Annotated in this window: 10 protein-coding genes; 9 read left to right on the top strand and 1 reads right to left on the bottom strand. The window is 42.7% G+C overall.

Annotated features, from left to right (window positions below; genetic code table 11):
- Positions 1-10: 10 nt before the first annotated feature.
- The 3 genes from KFT32_RS12945 (at position 11) to KFT32_RS12935 (ending at position 5,242) form a co-directional block, all read left to right on the top strand.
- Positions 11-1,819 carry a sensor histidine kinase gene (locus KFT32_RS12945; protein ID WP_249435860.1) on the top strand — a complete coding sequence of 603 codons (1,809 nt, stop codon included), beginning with the start codon at positions 11-13 and terminating at the stop codon, positions 1,817-1,819.
- 1 nt (position 1,820) lies between these two features.
- Positions 1,821-3,479 (top strand): helix-turn-helix domain-containing protein, encoded by a 1,659-nt coding sequence (locus KFT32_RS12940; protein ID WP_211747634.1) that lies wholly within the window; start codon positions 1,821-1,823, stop codon positions 3,477-3,479.
- A 119-nt stretch (positions 3,480-3,598) separates the two neighbouring features.
- The gene (locus KFT32_RS12935) at positions 3,599-5,242 is read left to right on the top strand and encodes an extracellular solute-binding protein (protein WP_211747633.1); all 1,644 of its coding nucleotides are present in this window, start codon (positions 3,599-3,601) and stop codon (positions 5,240-5,242) included.
- A 168-nt stretch (positions 5,243-5,410) separates the two neighbouring features.
- Here KFT32_RS12935 and KFT32_RS12930 read toward each other — a convergent pair whose 3' ends face one another.
- Positions 5,411-6,832: a hypothetical protein gene (locus KFT32_RS12930; RefSeq protein ID WP_211747632.1), complete on the bottom strand. Its 1,422-nt coding sequence runs from the start codon at positions 6,830-6,832 to the stop codon at positions 5,411-5,413.
- A gap of 491 nt (positions 6,833-7,323) precedes the next feature.
- On the opposite strand from KFT32_RS12930, the gene KFT32_RS12925 reads away from it, so the two are divergent.
- The 6 genes from KFT32_RS12925 to KFT32_RS12900 all read left to right on the top strand — a co-directional run bounded on the left by KFT32_RS12925 (position 7,324) and on the right by KFT32_RS12900 (position 15,944).
- Positions 7,324-8,514, top strand: coding sequence for an ornithine--oxo-acid transaminase (locus KFT32_RS12925; protein ID WP_249435859.1), 1,191 nt, complete (start codon positions 7,324-7,326; stop codon positions 8,512-8,514).
- 348 nt (positions 8,515-8,862) lie between these two features.
- A complete protein-coding gene (locus tag KFT32_RS12920; protein ID WP_211747631.1) occupies positions 8,863-10,587 on the top strand; it encodes a sensor histidine kinase in 1,725 nt (574 codons plus the stop codon).
- Between the two features lie 22 nt (positions 10,588-10,609).
- Positions 10,610-12,244 carry a response regulator gene (locus KFT32_RS12915; protein ID WP_211747630.1) on the top strand — a complete coding sequence of 545 codons (1,635 nt, stop codon included), beginning with the start codon at positions 10,610-10,612 and terminating at the stop codon, positions 12,242-12,244.
- Positions 12,245-12,343: 99 nt separating this feature from the next.
- Positions 12,344-14,026 (top strand): type 2 periplasmic-binding domain-containing protein, encoded by a 1,683-nt coding sequence (locus tag KFT32_RS12910; protein WP_211747629.1) that lies wholly within the window; start codon positions 12,344-12,346, stop codon positions 14,024-14,026.
- A gap of 119 nt (positions 14,027-14,145) precedes the next feature.
- A complete protein-coding gene (locus KFT32_RS12905; protein WP_211747628.1) occupies positions 14,146-15,036 on the top strand; it encodes an ABC transporter permease in 891 nt (296 codons plus the stop codon).
- Between the two features lie 29 nt (positions 15,037-15,065).
- Positions 15,066-15,944, top strand: a complete 879-nt coding sequence (locus tag KFT32_RS12900; protein WP_211747627.1) for a carbohydrate ABC transporter permease — start codon at positions 15,066-15,068, stop codon at positions 15,942-15,944.
- The last annotated feature ends 25 nt before the right edge of the window (positions 15,945-15,969 follow it).

Raw genomic sequence — 15,969 nt, 5'->3', positions numbered from 1 at the left:
GGAAAACCAAATGGAGGAGCCGATTTCCGGCTCCTTTTTTCCTTTGAGGAGAGGAGCCAAGGGGACGATGAAATATGCTGGAGGAAGCTGGGGAACCCATTCAATTGTCGTTAAGTTAATGATTGCTTTTGTGTTGGTCATTCTTCCATTGTATGGGATAAGTATTATGATTACGTATTACAGTTCCACACAGATGCAAACGGAAGTGGAACGGGCGCACGAATCAAAGCTGCATTTTTATTATAATCATCTGGATTTCGAGCTGGAGCGAATGAGCGGACTAGTGAATGAATTTTCATTTGATGAGACGATGTCGACACTAAGTACGCGAGCAACCATTATGAGCAGGTATGATGTAACTTCGAGTTTGAATGACATACATAATAAATTGAATCAGATCATGGTAACAAGTCCATATATCAGTGATGTTATTTACTATGTCCCCTCTCTTCACAAACGGGTTAGTGCGGTAGATGGCATCCGAAATGTGGATGACGAGGAATGGAAAAAACTGCTTGTAACGATGGGCAATCTAAATGGCGAGTTGTCCTACTCGGATCACAATCTCTATTTTCTCAAAAGTAATCCTTATAATATGAATTATGAAGAACCGCCCAATTTCATATTAGGGATTCGTTTATCGGATGAAGAGCTGAAGCAGCAATTACAGCAGCTTTCGGAAACAGGGGGAAGTGACATTACGCTGAGCTTTGGTGAAAAACAGCAAGTTGTAATTTCTTCATCAAATCAGGCTGCTTCTGTTCAGCAATTAGAGTCGAAACTACCCGAATCCCAGGGTTCTTTGCAGGTGACAAGATTTAAGTCCGATCTCTATTTACATTACTCACTTTATGATCCCGATCACTCTTTCCTACTCACTTCCAGCATTGCTGAAGATGAACTTGAAGCACCACTTCAGCAATACAAACTATGGTTATGGATTTTGACACTGATGTCCATTGTCATTATTATAATTTTTACGTTTTCAATCTATAGATCGATTCACAAGCCATTATCTGCGCTGGTTAAAGGTTTTCGAATGGCAGAGCAGGGTCAGCCGGATACGTATATTCCTCACTCTAGGAGGGATGAATTCGGATATTTATACTCTCGTTTCAACCATATGATAGAACGCTTACATATTCTTATTGAGGAAAACTTTGTTGCACGGATTCGGACTAGTGAGGCAGAGCTTAAGCATCTGCAGTCCCAGATTCAGCCTCATTTTTTATACAACAGCCTGTTCAGTATTAAACAAATGGCTGAAGTTGAAAATGTGGAATTAATACAGGAGTTTACTGACTACCTCGGTCAATATTTCAGATATATGTCCAGGGATTCGCATTCAGAGGTTACCCTCGGAGAAGAGGTGGATCATGCTCTGGTCTACGCAGCCATTCAGAAAATCAGGTTTGGATCAAGGATACAATTGGACGTGGAAGAGATGAATGCTGACTTCCGAGCAATTCCGGTTCCAAGAGTCATCATGCAGCCTATTGTGGAAAACGTCTTTGAACATGCGCTATCCAAACGAAGCCGTGGAGGAGTGTTTAAGCTGTCCTACAAGTCGGATCATGGCAATTTGTCCATTCGGATAGAGGATGATGGAGATGAGTTAACAGATGAAATTCTGAATAACCTTCATCTTGCTTTCCAGAAGTCTGTACAGCGTCATGAGAATGAAGAAATTACAGGGCTCATAAATGTCCATCAAAGACTGCGGATCAAATTCGGCACGGACTACGGACTTGGCGCTCGGCGCAGTGATTTGGGCGGATTATGTATCACTTTGAATGTTCCATGGAGAGGGGAATCGTAGGATGCAGCGGATGCTTATTGTAGATGATGAGCCGGTTATTTTGGATGGATTATATGCCTTCTTTCAGAAAGCCAATTTTCAGGATATGGAGATTATTAAGGTCTATTCTGCCTTTGAAGCGATTGAGTGGTTGAATTCGGTCAAAATTGATGTTGTACTCAGCGATATCTGTATGCCTGGCATGGATGGAATGGAACTTATAGAGAAAATCATGGATCGGTGGCCAAGGTGTAAGGTTCTACTCTTGACAGGTCATAATGAATTTGATTATGCACATCAGGCGATAAGAAATCCTTGTGTTGTGGATTACTTGTTAAAGACAGAGGGTATGAGTCATATTCGTACAGCGGTAGAACGGGCACTTAAGCAAATCTCGGAAGAGAATGACTTCCGTTATCAGAATGCATGGTTTCGCAGTAAGTTGCCAAGAGCTTTGCCTCAATTGCAGCGACAATTGCTGCTTGATGTCATGAAACGGACGGAAAAGCGAGATTATGCCTCGCTTCAGGAGGAACTTGATGCCGTACAGCTTCCTCTCCGGTCTGGAGAGCCCGTTATTCCGGTAATTATACGAGTAGAGGAATGGAACGAATATCAAACCCAATCTGACCGGAGCTTGATTCGTTATGCTGTTGCTAATGTAGCAGAGGAGTTACTTCAGGACAAGTCCACCGCCAAGGCTATTGATCTGGATTATCAGGTGATCGCTTGTTTAATACAACCCTTCGAGGAACACTCGCATTTTCCCCTCAATCAAGAGGAGCAATGGGATCAAACCTTTCGTTTTGTATATGGAACGCTTGAGTCTGTGCAGCAATCGTGTGCGGATTGCTTGAAACTATCGGTATCTATTATGGTGAGTGATCAGGCAGTAGAATGGGCGGATCTTAATCCAACGATTGCACGATTGCGGTTGTCAATTCACGATGGTCCGGGGCTCGGGATGGAAAAATTGCTTCGCGTACAAGTACAGCCGGATTCGGACTATAAGCCAAATCTGCTCAGCCAGCAGGCGGTTACTGCTCTTTATATGGATCAGATTAAAGAGCGTATAACCGCTGGTGAAAGAGAATGGGTAGACTCGTTTCATAAATGGACAGAAGCATCAAAAGAGGGTCTGCAGGATCCGTTCTTTCGAATGAAGATCTACACCGGAGTAGGAAATGGACTGATCGAAATACTTCACGAACTGGGATTGTATGAATCTTCCATAGAGGAAATGGCACTTTCCCGGATGTTACATTTTGATATACATACTCCGTGGTCTGAACTGGTCGGTTTTTATCAATCTGCATTTGAATGGATCATTTCGAAAAGAAGTGATACTCGCCTGAATGACCAGTCTCAAATTCTGATCACAATCCATCACTACATCAAACATCATTTGGAGGATGATCTTTCTCTAACCCGTATTGCACAAGAAGTTTCTCTTAATCCTTCCTACCTGTCCCGTTGGTATAAACGGATTACAGGAAAGGGGATATCCGACTATATTCATGACAGGCGGATTGAGCGGAGCAAAGAACTGTTACTGAGTTCTGGATATAAAATGCACGAGATATCTGCCAAGGTCGGATTCAGCGACCAGCATTATTTTTATCGTTTTTTCAAAAAAGCTACCGGTTGTACTCCTCAGGAGTATCGCGACCAAAAAAATTAGATAGGAATGTGAAATGGTAAAATAAAGATACAATATGTCAACTTCGTCCACTCGAAGTGTTAGCGCTTTCTTAATACAATGAATACATACCTCGCGGAGGAACAAAAAGGGGGATTTGTATGAACATGTCATTTAAGAAGTTCTCATTATTAACATTATCCATGGTTCTGACAGCAACGCTTGCTGCCTGTTCGTCAGGTGCGGGAAATGAAAATGAACCAGCGAAGGCAAGTACACAGAAGGATGCTGGTGGACCACTTACGAAGTATGATCCACCCATTAAGCTTACCTCGACTATGGCTGAGACTGGAAAAGAAACATTGGCCCAAGGTGATACTCATGCAAAGAACATTTGGACCAAGGGGTATATGGATGAACTTGGGATTGAAGTAACTTATGATTGGATTGTGCCGGATACCAACTACAATGATAAGATGAACGTTACCCTTGCAAGTGGAGATTTGCCGGATGTGTTGAAGGTGAGTGCCGTTCAATTTGAACAGCTGCATGAAGCAGGGATGCTGGAGGATTTGACAGAAGTGTATGACAAATACGCTTCCAATCTTGTAAAAGAATTTATGTCCGCTGAAGATGGAGCAGGTCTGAAGCCAGTAACCAAAGATGGTAAAATATACGCTATGGTTAGTTTCCCAGGATCACTAGATTCTTCTGATATGATCTGGATTCGCCAGGATTGGCTCAAAAAAGTGGGGCTCGAAGCTCCAAAGAGTATGCAGGACGTCATTAAGATTGCGGAAGCCTTCACCTTTGAAGATCCGGACGGAAATGGTAAAGATGATACGTTCGGTATTGCACTGAATAAGGATTTGCCAATTAACGGTTTCTTGCTTGGTTATCACGGATATCTTGAGACATGGATCAAGGATGAATCAGGTCAAGTCGTGAATGGCACCATTCAATCTGAAGTTAAGGAAGGATTGCGAGAACTGCAAAATTTGTACAAAAAGGGTGTGCTTGATCCTGAGTTTGGAGTTAAGGATTTTGCAAAAATGATGGAGGATGTGAATGCAGGCAAGTCAGGGATGTTCTTCCTGCCGCAATGGGCACCTTTTCAGGTTAGCAGCATGATCAAGAAGGACAAAAATGTTGACTGGCTGCCCTATCCGGTTCAATCCATTGATGCTGAACCAGCAAAGACCCAGAATCACCTCAGTCTAGGCGGAATATTCGCGGTTCGCAAAGGGTATGAACACCCTGAGGCATTAATTAAGCTGCTGAATTTTCAAGCAGAGAAAATGTTTGGTGAGTCTGCAAAAACAGAACGTGCGAACTATTTGAACGGATTAACTGGGCTCGGTTTTCAAAATGCAACGGTATCTAACCTTCCAGCCAACAAAAACGTAAAAGCACAAGATGAAGTGGAGCAGGCGCTCAAAACGGGAGATACTTCGGGATTAGAGCTTGAAGCAAAGCTGTTCTATGATGATATTATGGATTATCGTAATGGAAATCTCGACAAATGGCATATGGAACGTATTTTTGGACCAGAGAGTTCACAGGCAGTAATTAAATATTATCGTGATCATGACTTAATTGTGATGAATGAGTTTATTTATGCACCGACACAGACGATGAACACCAAGCAAGCCACATTGGACAAACTGAGAGCAGAGACGTTCCTGAAAATTATCTATGGTAACTTGTCCATTGATGAGTTTGATAACTTTGTGGCGAATTGGAAAAAGCTTGGCGGTGATCAAATTACACAGGAAGTTAATGAAATAATTAATGCAAATAAATAAGCCAAAAAAGACTGCAGGGGGAACTAGCTTAATCTAGTTCGCCTGCAGTTTTCTTACGTTACATTAGATTAGCTTACAAATTAGAAATGTCCACTTCGCGAGAACAGCTTGAAATGGTCGGACTCTAGATATCAAGCAATACATACATGAAATAATGTTGCATCTCACCTACATTAAAAAGATGGCGACGATCGTCGTTATGGTAAGCCCGGTTAGAACAGGAATTAAATTTCGTCTCGCAAGCTCAAAAGGACTTACATTACAAATCGCTGCAGCTGGAATGAGGGCCCAAGGAATGAGAGTCCCACCTCCTACCCAGATGGCAGCAATTTGACCAAGTGCGGTTAGCAGAGGAGCTGAATCAATAGAAGCAGAGAACATTTGGGCGATCGAACCGACAAGAGAAATACCAGAGAATCCGGAACCGTCCATGCCTGTAATTGCTCCTACCAGCGTCATGATGATAGCCCCAATGGTTTCATTTAGTGGAACCAGATGTGCTAAGGCGACACCAAGGTCATTCACAATCCCATGAGACGATTCAGGAAGTGGATTCTGGAATAGCTCGCTGAGTGCCGCATCTCCAAGGTAAAAGAAAGCAGCAATGGGAATGACAGGTCCGAAGACGCGAAAACCAAATTGAAATCCTTCAATTAAATATTCGGTTGTTTCTTCTAGCCCTTTATTTCGGTGTGCAATCATCGTTACTGCAATCAGTATAATAACTGCGGTTCCACCAATCAGTGCTGTGGCATCCCCGCCTTGCAGTTTTAATACATACATGGCAGCAACATCGAGGGCAAACAATAGAGGGATAAGAGCAGCTACGATTTTTTTGGTGCGAAGTGGAATAGCAAGATCTGCGAGGGGAGGTTGATCTGTCGAAGAGGTATTCTCAGTCAGCCCGTTTTTAGATGGAGAAGGAGATCCTATTTGCTGGAATGTACCTCTTTTCATATCTCGGCGAAGGAGAATATAGGCCGTGATGGTGGATACCAATCCCATCGTGATGACTAGCGGAATGCTGGCTTCGAGCACACTGGCTACAGGTAATCCTGCGGCATCAGCAGTCAGTTTGGGAGCACCCTGAATAACATAGTCACCAGATAAAGCGATGCCGTGGCCAAATAGATTCATAGCCATGGCGGCACCGATGGCAGGTAAACCTACTCTAATTGCGACAGGCAGCATAACAGCCCCAATAAGGGCGACGCCAGGGGAAGGCCAGAAGAAAAGAGATACGAATAGCATGATGAAACCGATACCCCAGAAAGCCATTGCGGGTGTACGCATGAGCTTCGTTAAAGGGGCAACCATAATCTCGTTGATACCGGTTCGAACAAGCACTCTACTCATAGCAACGACGATAGAAATAATAAAAATGGTACTGATCAGTTCTTTCGCTGCGTATATAAAGCTGCCGAAGATACCGGATATAGAAGCACTGATACTGTCTGAAGCGAGAAAACCGAGAGCGATAATACCAATTACGCAAACGACGCTTGTGTCTCTTCTACGAATGAGCAGCACCATAATAAACACGATAAAAGCTAAATAAACGTAGTGAAGCGGAAGTAATTGAATCACCATAACTATTCATCCTCTCACTCTGGGCGGAGTGGTTTGCTTTTTGCTGTATCGTATGCGCCATTTTTTCTGGGTGTTCGTTCCTTAAGAAGGCAATTACAAGAAGTATTATTGTTGTATAAATAGAAATAACAGGTAACTTTCTGTTGACATAAACGGTATTAATGAAAAGGGAGGGCAGACTTGTGATTAATTCTGTGAATAGGCTGAGGAGATGATTCGTTACCCTCTGGCGTCATGAATGGAGTAATGCTACTCGTTGGGGCGAGTACCTTATATCTTGATTCGGAGAGTCCTTATTATGACAAGTTGCTGATCGTTCTGCTAAGTATTGGAGGTTCAATACTTGAGTTGACTACATATCAAAATAAGAGACAGGAGTGCCAAACTTGCGCTTCTGTCTCTTTATTTTGAAACATCATGATTCCTTTGCTCTACCGCATACATTAAATAGAGAATCAGGATTGTAACAGCACAGAGGGAGGGCGAATCATTTGAAATCCTCAACAGACATTATGTCTCAGACCGAAAAGCTCGGAGCCCATAATTATCATCCGCTTCCGATTGTGATTCATAAGGCGGAGGGAGTGTGGGTAGAAGATCAAGAAGGACGCCGTTATATGGATATGCTCAGCGGTTACTCGGCATTGAATCAGGGGCATCGTCATCCGAGAATTATTGAGGCGCTTAAACGTCAGGCAGACGAGGTGACCTTAACATCGCGAGCCTTTTATAATGCGCCACTGGCAGAACTCATGGAAGTCCTAACGAAGCTTACTAGAAAAAATAAAATCCTGCCGATGAACACGGGGGCAGAAGCGGTGGAAACCGCAGTGAAGGCAGCGCGCCGCTGGGCCTATCGTGTCAAGGGAGTAGTTCCGAATCAAGCAGAAATTATCGTGTGCGAAGGTAATTTTCATGGACGGACAACAACGATTACCTCTTTTTCGTCAGAACTGGATTATAAAAAGGAGTTCGGTCCCTTCACTCCCGGATTCATCATCATCCCTTATGGGGATATGGAAGCACTAAAAGCCGCGATTACGCCAAACACAGCAGCTTTTCTGGTAGAGCCTGTTCAGGGTGAGGCAGGTATCGTCATTCCTTATGGCGGATATCTTCGGGAAGTAAGGGAACTGTGTGATCAGGAAAATGTACTTCTTTTAGCAGACGAAATTCAGACCGGGTTCGGTAGGACAGGAAAGCGATTTGCATGCGACTGGGAGCAGGTTATCCCGGATATGTACATTATGGGAAAAGCGCTGGGGGGTGGTGTTCTTCCTGTATCTGCGATTGCCGCGGATAACGAAATTCTTGGATTATTCGAACCAGGGTCACACGGGTCAACATTTGGGGGGAATCCACTCGCTAGCAGCGTGGCTGTTGCTGCTCTTGCCGTGATTGAGGAAGAGAAGCTTGCAGATCGCTCACTCGAACTCGGTGAAATGATGATGAAAAGGTTACACAACATGGATTGTAAGGATATCGTATCGATCCGCGGACGTGGTTTATTTATTGGGGTCGAGACGAGAGGTCCAGCAAGACCTTATTGTGAAAAACTAATGCAGCTCGGGCTGCTATGTAAAGAAACGCATGAAACGGTGATTCGATTTGCTCCGCCACTCGTTATTTCTCATCAGGATCTGGAATGGGCTATACAGCAAATTGAGCAGGTGTTTACGTAATATCTATAACGGTTAACTAACAAAATTCGATATATAGGTAACCCAGTGCAAAACAGTACGAATCGGATAGAAAGATGTATTTTCTTGATACATCTAAAGTTTGACAAAATAATTATCAAGCTCTCGAATAATGTCAAAATGGTGTGCTGTAATATGTCAGTGTAGTTCGTAAGGCAGACCTTTGGTCTGCCTTATTTGAATGTAAATCAAAAAAAGAATTACTTTTTTTAGGTGAAACGCTTACAATGAGTTCGTCGACATATTTCGATGTTTACTGAACTTTTATTCCTTGTTATTGATCTTTACGATTGTTCTATTATTCCAATACATGAGGTGAGTCACTCTGCTATGTTTCGATATCATTTGTTCAACAAGATCGTTCTTCTCATCGTAGTTATGCTCATTCCCGTCGTACTGCTGTACAGTTATTCCAACAAAATGGCGACGGATGTAGTCGTAAATGAATTGAACCGCTCGAGCAGTAATCAGCTCGCATTTTTTCAAAGTCAGGTGAACACGAGCATTGATGAATTATCTTCCTGGCCCATTTTATTAATACATGATCCGGATATTGAAAGCTTTGAGGATCAGTATTTGGATAGCGAGTACTTAAATCTAGACCTCATTAATCAAGTGAAAAGAATACAGAACAAGCTGAGTATTCAGGAAAGCTCCTCGAATTGGAGGAGCAATTTGTCCTTATATTCACCTTCTATGAAAAGAATGATTACCGAAGGCAATGCTAGGTCATACGATAAGAGTGAACTAGAAAGGGCGAACTCACCAGGCTGGCAGGTACGGAAGGTGACGACAGGTAATAGTGAGCGTTATCTTTTTTCATGGTATACGGTGTCACCCTATTCAGCCAAAGATGCGGTGAAAAATGCGAGTAGTATTATCAAAATTGAATTTGACAGCACTAACATCCAAGACATGCTGGATAAATTCAAAAGTAACGGAAGAAGAGATCCTTTTTATTACAAGCCAGGAACAGGTACGATCTATAACCGAACAGCTGACCTTACACGAAGTAATGAGCTGCTGACACAGCTTGATTTTACACAGATCAAAGACGTGGACTATCGGACAGTTGAGCTGGGTGAAGACGTCTATAGCGTACACATGGTACTTTCTCCTGCTACGGGGTGGTATTTGATCGATTACATTCCACTTACGGATGTACTTGCTCCCATCAAACAATCCAATCAGTTGTTCTACGGGGCTGTTGCTTGTTTGCTATTTATGAGTTTCCTGGCTGCCTACTTGTTATATGTTCAAGTCCAGATTCCGGTAAGAGATTTAATGCGTGGTTTTCAGCGATTAAAACGGGGGGACTATACGGTGAGGCTCGATCCAAAGGGCCGCAATGAATTTAGTTTTTTATCAGAACGTTTTAACTCTATGGTCGTCCAGATTCAGGAACTATTTGAACACGTTTATCTGGAACAAATCCAGGTTCGCGAAGCAAGGCTGAAGCAACTTCAATCCCAAATCAATCCACACTTTTTCTATAATTGTTTCTCCTTTATTACGAGTATGGCGAAACTTGGCAAAATGGATGCAGTCGTAGCGATGTCGCATAACTTATCCCGTTACTACCGGTACACGACCCGTCAGGAAAAGGATCTCGTTCCAATGAAAGAAGAAATCGATTTCGTCCTATCTTATCTGAAGATTCAGAAAATGCGAATGAGCCGCCTAGATTATGTAATTGAAATACCAGATGAGATGCTCGAACAGCTCGTACCGCCTCTTGTTCTTCAGCCGCTTATTGAGAATGCGGTCATTCATGGCATAGAAAGATCATTGGAATCTGGTTTTATACGAGTGACCGGTTTTGTAGAAGAGGGAATGCTGTGTCTTCAGGTAGAAGATGATGGACTGGGGCTTGACGATGAAGGACTTGATAGACTTAGAAGCCAGCTTTCAAGACCAATGGACGAACATAGTGGCTGTGGACTTTGGAATGTCAATCAAAGAATGCAGCTCAGATATGGCGAGAAAAGTTATTTGTCCGTGGAAAAATCGCCAATGGGTGGATTCAAAGCAAGCATTTATATGGATAATCTATAATTTAGGAAGGAATGACACGTTCATGATGGATGTATTACTTGTAGATGATGAGACCTATGTGACAGAAAGTCTGGAAGCGACAATTCCTTGGAGTGAGCTAGGGATTCGCAATGTATACCGGAGTGATTCAGCAGGGGAAGCATTGCAGCAGCTCGCTGCTCATCCCATAGATATTTTGATTACCGACATACGAATGCCAGGTATGAGTGGACTTGAATTAATAGAAAAAGCGAGTGTTATGTATCCGGACCTTCGCTCCATTTTACTGACAGGTTACGGAGAATTCGAATACGCTAAGAAGGCGGTTCAATTAGGTGCTATCGATTACATAATCAAACCCGTAGATGATGAAGATTTTATAAAGAGTGTCAAGCAGGCTGTTCAGTCGATAGAAGAACAAGGAAAGCAAGCAAATAAGTATCAACAGCTACTATATCAGCGTAAATCAGATTACACCTTACTTCGCGAAAATTTATTGCAGCAACTTCTTATTGGAGAACAGATTCCGCTCATGAGAACGGAACAGCTGCTTCACGACTATGAGATTCCACTAACCGTCTCAACACTGACGATCACGATTCTAGTTCAATTAAATAAAGGGTTTATGGAACACGATGGAAAGACGAGAGTCTTGATGGAGTATGCGATCGGTAATATGGCAGAGGAGATTTTTGGCGACACCTATCAGATTTGGCAAAGTCGAACTCCACATCATTGTCTGATAATGATGCTCCAACCTAAGGACAACAACATTGGTGCTTGCATGGGATCGGAGTGTTTGGAACCTAAACATCTGAGGCCACTCATCCAAAAGTTTCGGTCCAGTGTTTTGTCCTACTTGCGCGGAGAAGTCCATGTTATCGTCAATCCTCCGTGCTTCTTTCCTGAGGATATTAGTGAAATCTATAGGCGTGCCCTGAACTCCGTATATTTAGCGGATCGTCAAATGGAGGCGGGGGTTGTTTTTCTGCAAAAAGATCAAACGGCTACAGAATCCCCTTCATCGAAGGCTGCTTTTGAAGTACTGTACAGACCGCCGATGCTTCAGCAGCTTCTGGAACGTAAAGGGTGGGAGGCAGCGTCGCTTAGGTTAAATGAAATGTTTGCAGTCATAGAGAAGCACCCTGTTTCCCGTGAGCATATGTACGAAATTTACTTGGCGATCATTAATTCCTTTTTGTATGTCACGCATCAAACAGGACATCGCATCAGTGAGCTGGATGCCCGAGGGCTTGAGCCCCATGTCGTTGAACGAATGATTCATTACCCAGCATTACTGAAACAATATACGGAACAAATTCTTATGAAACTTGAGCAAGAATTGTCGGTTCCTTCTCCGCCGAAAAGCCATATTGTAAGCCAAGTGAAAGATATGATATCGACTGAAGAGGGAAGCGAACTTACGGTGAAAACTATTGCAGACCGTGTTTTTCTTCATCCGGTGTATTTGTCCAAAATTTTCAAAGCTGAGACTGGAGAAGGACTGAGTGAGTATATCATTCGGATTCGGTTGGAACGAGCACTATATCTGCTCAAACATACAAATAAAAAAATATATGAGATCACTACCGAGCTTGGATATCAGAATCCCCAATACTTCAGCAAGCTGTTTAAGAAACACTATGGCATAACCCCTAACGAATATAGAGACCAATAGGTTGAAAAAGGTGCAGAAACCTTAAATTAGTGTCATAGGAAAAACATCCTATGTAACTCATAATGAAATATATAAAGATTAAGTTTAGGGGGAAACAAAATGGCACTTACATTTAAAAGATCATCACTTGCTGCCCTTGCAATAACGATGGTAATCAGTGCAGGCCTTATTGGTTGTTCAAGTAAAGATTCAAGCAGTAATAGTGGATCTGCTCCGCAAAACACTGAAAACGTATACAAAGAGAAATACGATCCGGAAGTAACAATCTCGACAGCATGGGGAATCGATCCGGCAGTGACATTTAAAAATGGTGAAACGATAGAAAATAGCGTAGCAACGAAATGGGCAAAAGAAGAGCTAGGAATTAATATTAACTCTTTATGGTCTGTAACCGATACGAATGGTGCTTTTGCAACAAAGGTGAGGTTATCAATGTCCTCAAGACAGGACATGCCTGATATTCTGACCATCGGTGCTGATCAGACACAGCTCGTACAGGACTTGATCGATTCAGGTATGTACGGTGAAGTGGGAGATCTGTTTGACAAGTACGCTTCCGACACTTGGAAAAAAGCGATGGATATCGATCCAACCGTATGGAACGCTTTTATACGGGACGGCAAAAAAATGGGTATCCCGGTTCTGGACTACGCCTACAACAATGATTATCTACTATGGATTCGCCAAGACTGGCTAGATGCACTGAATCTTAAAGCTCCAACAACCATAGCTGAGCTCGAACAAGTAATGGATGCTTTTAAAAACAATAACCCGAGTGGGCTTGCTCCAAATAAAGTAGTGCCACTCAGCATTGGATTCAAAAACTCAATGAATACTTGGATGGGTGATCCTTCGTGGATCTTTGGTGCATCAGGCACACTTCCTCAGCAGTGGAATCTAGATGCAGACGGAAAACTCGTATATGGATCCGTACAGCCAGGCATGAAACAAGGACTCGAAACATTGAGAAGTTGGTTTGAAAAAGGCTACATACCGCAAGAAGTGGCGTTATGGGATGAGAACAAAACATCGGAGCCAGCAGTGGCAGGAACAGCAGGTATCATTCCTGGACCCTATTGGATGAGCGGATGGCCGCTGACAGATACCGTGAAAAATGATCCACAGGCGGTATGGAAGCCTTACGCAATTCCAACAGGAGCGGACGGAACTGCGATGCGTCATGGAACTCATTTTGCTAACGGAGTGACGCTAATCAAGAAAGATATGGAACATCCAGAAGCATTCTTTACCTACCAGAACTATTTGTTTGATCAATTTGCTGATCCGGCTGAGGGAAGTAAACATGACTTTGGTTTGTTTGAAGGATATGACTATCAACTTGACGCAAATGGAAACCAGCTTAGGTATGACCAAATCGACGGTGGGTACGTGAACGTGCTTCGTTATCTGCTTGTCCGAGATGGTGCGCGAATTCCAGATGCCCAGATGAATGCACTGTTAAGTCTCGCTGATGGCAAGGAAGCAACAACGAGACTAGAACGCGAAGTGAAAGCCAATTACGGACTTGAGACGCCAGCTGCGGCGAAAGTTCTTGTATCGCAAGAGGATATTTCATATAAAGATATGTTTACAGGACCACCTACCGAAACGATGAAATCGAAACTCGATTACCTTAATAAAATTGAGAATCAAACTTTTAATGAAATTATTTATGGCAACAAGCCAGTAGACTCCTTTGATTCTTTCGTTCAGACCTGGAAAGCAGGCGGCGGAGACCAAATTACCGAGGAAGTTAATGCATGGTATGACAGCGTAAAATAATCGATTAAAGAATCGCACGACCATCTTACTTGATAGCCTGAAAAGCAGCATGCAATCATGTATGCTGCTTTTCTTCACTTGAAATCAAAGAGAGAGACGAATTTTAGGAGGAACAGTGGATGAAATCACTGAGAAAAACATGGCCCTTTCATGTAATGCTGCTGCCCGCCATGATCTTTTTATTGTTATTTAGTTATCTACCAATGGGCGGAATTGTCATGGCCTTTCAGAATTACAAACCTTGGGAAGGAATTACAGGTTCGGAATGGGTGGGACTGGATAACTTTCGTTACTTGTTTGAAAGAGAAGACAGTATGCAGGTCATTTGGAACACGCTTGTTATCGCTATAGCGAAAATGATTTTTAATCTTCTCGTTCCGTTTGTGTTCGCCATCCTACTTAACGAGATTAGGCAAATGGGGCTTCAGCGTTCGATTCAAACCTTAGTTTATTTGCCTCACTTTTTGTCTTGGGTCATCCTTGGTGGGATACTCGTAGACCTGCTCGCTCCGGGAGGACTCGTGAATCGAATGCTCGGGGAGTTCGGAGTGAGTCCCATCTTATTTCTAGGAGATAATAACTGGTTTCGTTTTACTGTGATTGTATCGGATGTATGGAAAGAGTTTGGTTACAACACGATTATCTTCCTGGCGGCGCTAGCTACGATTAATCCGTCCCTTTATGAGGCAGCTGAAATGGATGGTGCAACCCGCTTTAAGCAGACGCTGCATATCACTATTCCTTCTTTAATTCCAATCACCATTGTGGTAGGGACGCTGGCGCTTGGGAATGTACTTAATGCCGGATTTGATCAGATCTTCAACCTCTATAATCCGCTCGTATATGAAACAGGAGATATTATTGACACCTTTGTCTACCGGACGGCGATTCTAAATGGAGAGATGGGTTTTGGTACAGCAATTGGACTGTTTAAATCCGTGATCAGCATGGTCCTCATTTTGATCTCCTATAGACTTGCCTACAAATGGGCTGGGTACCGTATCTTCTAATTTAAGGATAAGAGAGTGAGGGAAAACCTGTGTATCATAAATCAAAATCATACCGTGTCTTTAATGTTCTGAATACGATTTTTCTCATTGGTTTGGCTGTACTTTGTATTATTCCACTTGTGCATGTACTCGCGATTTCCTTTAGTAGTAAAGCAGCGGCCGATGCCAATATGGTATCTCTGATTCCGATTGATTTTTCACTGGAAGCTTATAAAAAAACAATTAACAATCCAGCGTTTCTGAGATCCATCATGGTCTCCGTCTTACGTACGATCATCGGTACTGCAATTACGCTTGTCATTACTTTTTTGGCAGCCTATCCATTGTCTAAGGAAAATAGCGCTTTTCGAAGCAGAACCGTATATTCCTGGATCTTTGTTTTTAGTATGGTGTTTAACGGGGGACTGGTACCTTTCTATGAAGTGATTCAATCTCTTCAATTAATGGATACATTCTGGGTGCTCGTTCTGCCGTCGGCAGTAAATACGTTTCTCGTTATTCTCATGTTAAATTTCTTTAGAGGCATTCCGAAAGAACTGGAAGAGGCATCTCTCATTGATGGAGCAGGACATTTTCGAACATTGTTCTCTGTATATTTGCCGATTTCCTTGCCGTCGATTGCAACAATTAGTTTGTTCAGTATGGTGTATCACTGGAATTCTTGGTTTGATGGTTTGCTATATTTAAATAATTCAAAAGACTTTCCGCTGGCTACGTTTCTGCAAACCGTTATCATTCAGCGTGACATGAGCTCTATGAGCATGAATCCGCAGGAGATGGAGCTCATTAGCCAGACAACGGTAAAAGCAGCACAAATTTTTATTGGGGCCGCCCCGATTTTGATCGTATATCCTTTCCTACAAAAGTTCTTTGTTAAAGGAATGACCGTGGGTTCTGTCAAAGGTTAATAAATGAAATGAAGCAGATAAAGGA

This window comes from Paenibacillus sp. Marseille-Q4541 (assembly GCF_018310695.1).
GTDB lineage: Bacteria > Bacillota > Bacilli > Paenibacillales > Paenibacillaceae > Paenibacillus.
The sequence above is the reverse complement of the archived record's forward strand: the minus strand, read 5'-3'. Positions and strand labels throughout refer to the sequence as shown.

Coding starts and splice junctions, on each gene's coding strand:
- KFT32_RS12935 (WP_211747633.1), top strand. CDS start 3,599: ATGAACATGTCATTTAAGAAGTTCTCATTATTAACATTATCCATGGTT.
- KFT32_RS12945 (WP_249435860.1), top strand. CDS start 11: ATGGAGGAGCCGATTTCCGGCTCCTTTTTTCCTTTGAGGAGAGGAGCC.
- KFT32_RS12905 (WP_211747628.1), top strand. CDS start 14,146: ATGAAATCACTGAGAAAAACATGGCCCTTTCATGTAATGCTGCTGCCC.
- KFT32_RS12940 (WP_211747634.1), top strand. CDS start 1,821: ATGCAGCGGATGCTTATTGTAGATGATGAGCCGGTTATTTTGGATGGA.
- KFT32_RS12910 (WP_211747629.1), top strand. CDS start 12,344: ATGGCACTTACATTTAAAAGATCATCACTTGCTGCCCTTGCAATAACG.
- KFT32_RS12920 (WP_211747631.1), top strand. CDS start 8,863: ATGTTTCGATATCATTTGTTCAACAAGATCGTTCTTCTCATCGTAGTT.
- KFT32_RS12930 (WP_211747632.1), bottom strand. CDS start 6,832: ATGGTGATTCAATTACTTCCGCTTCACTACGTTTATTTAGCTTTTATC.
- KFT32_RS12915 (WP_211747630.1), top strand. CDS start 10,610: ATGATGGATGTATTACTTGTAGATGATGAGACCTATGTGACAGAAAGT.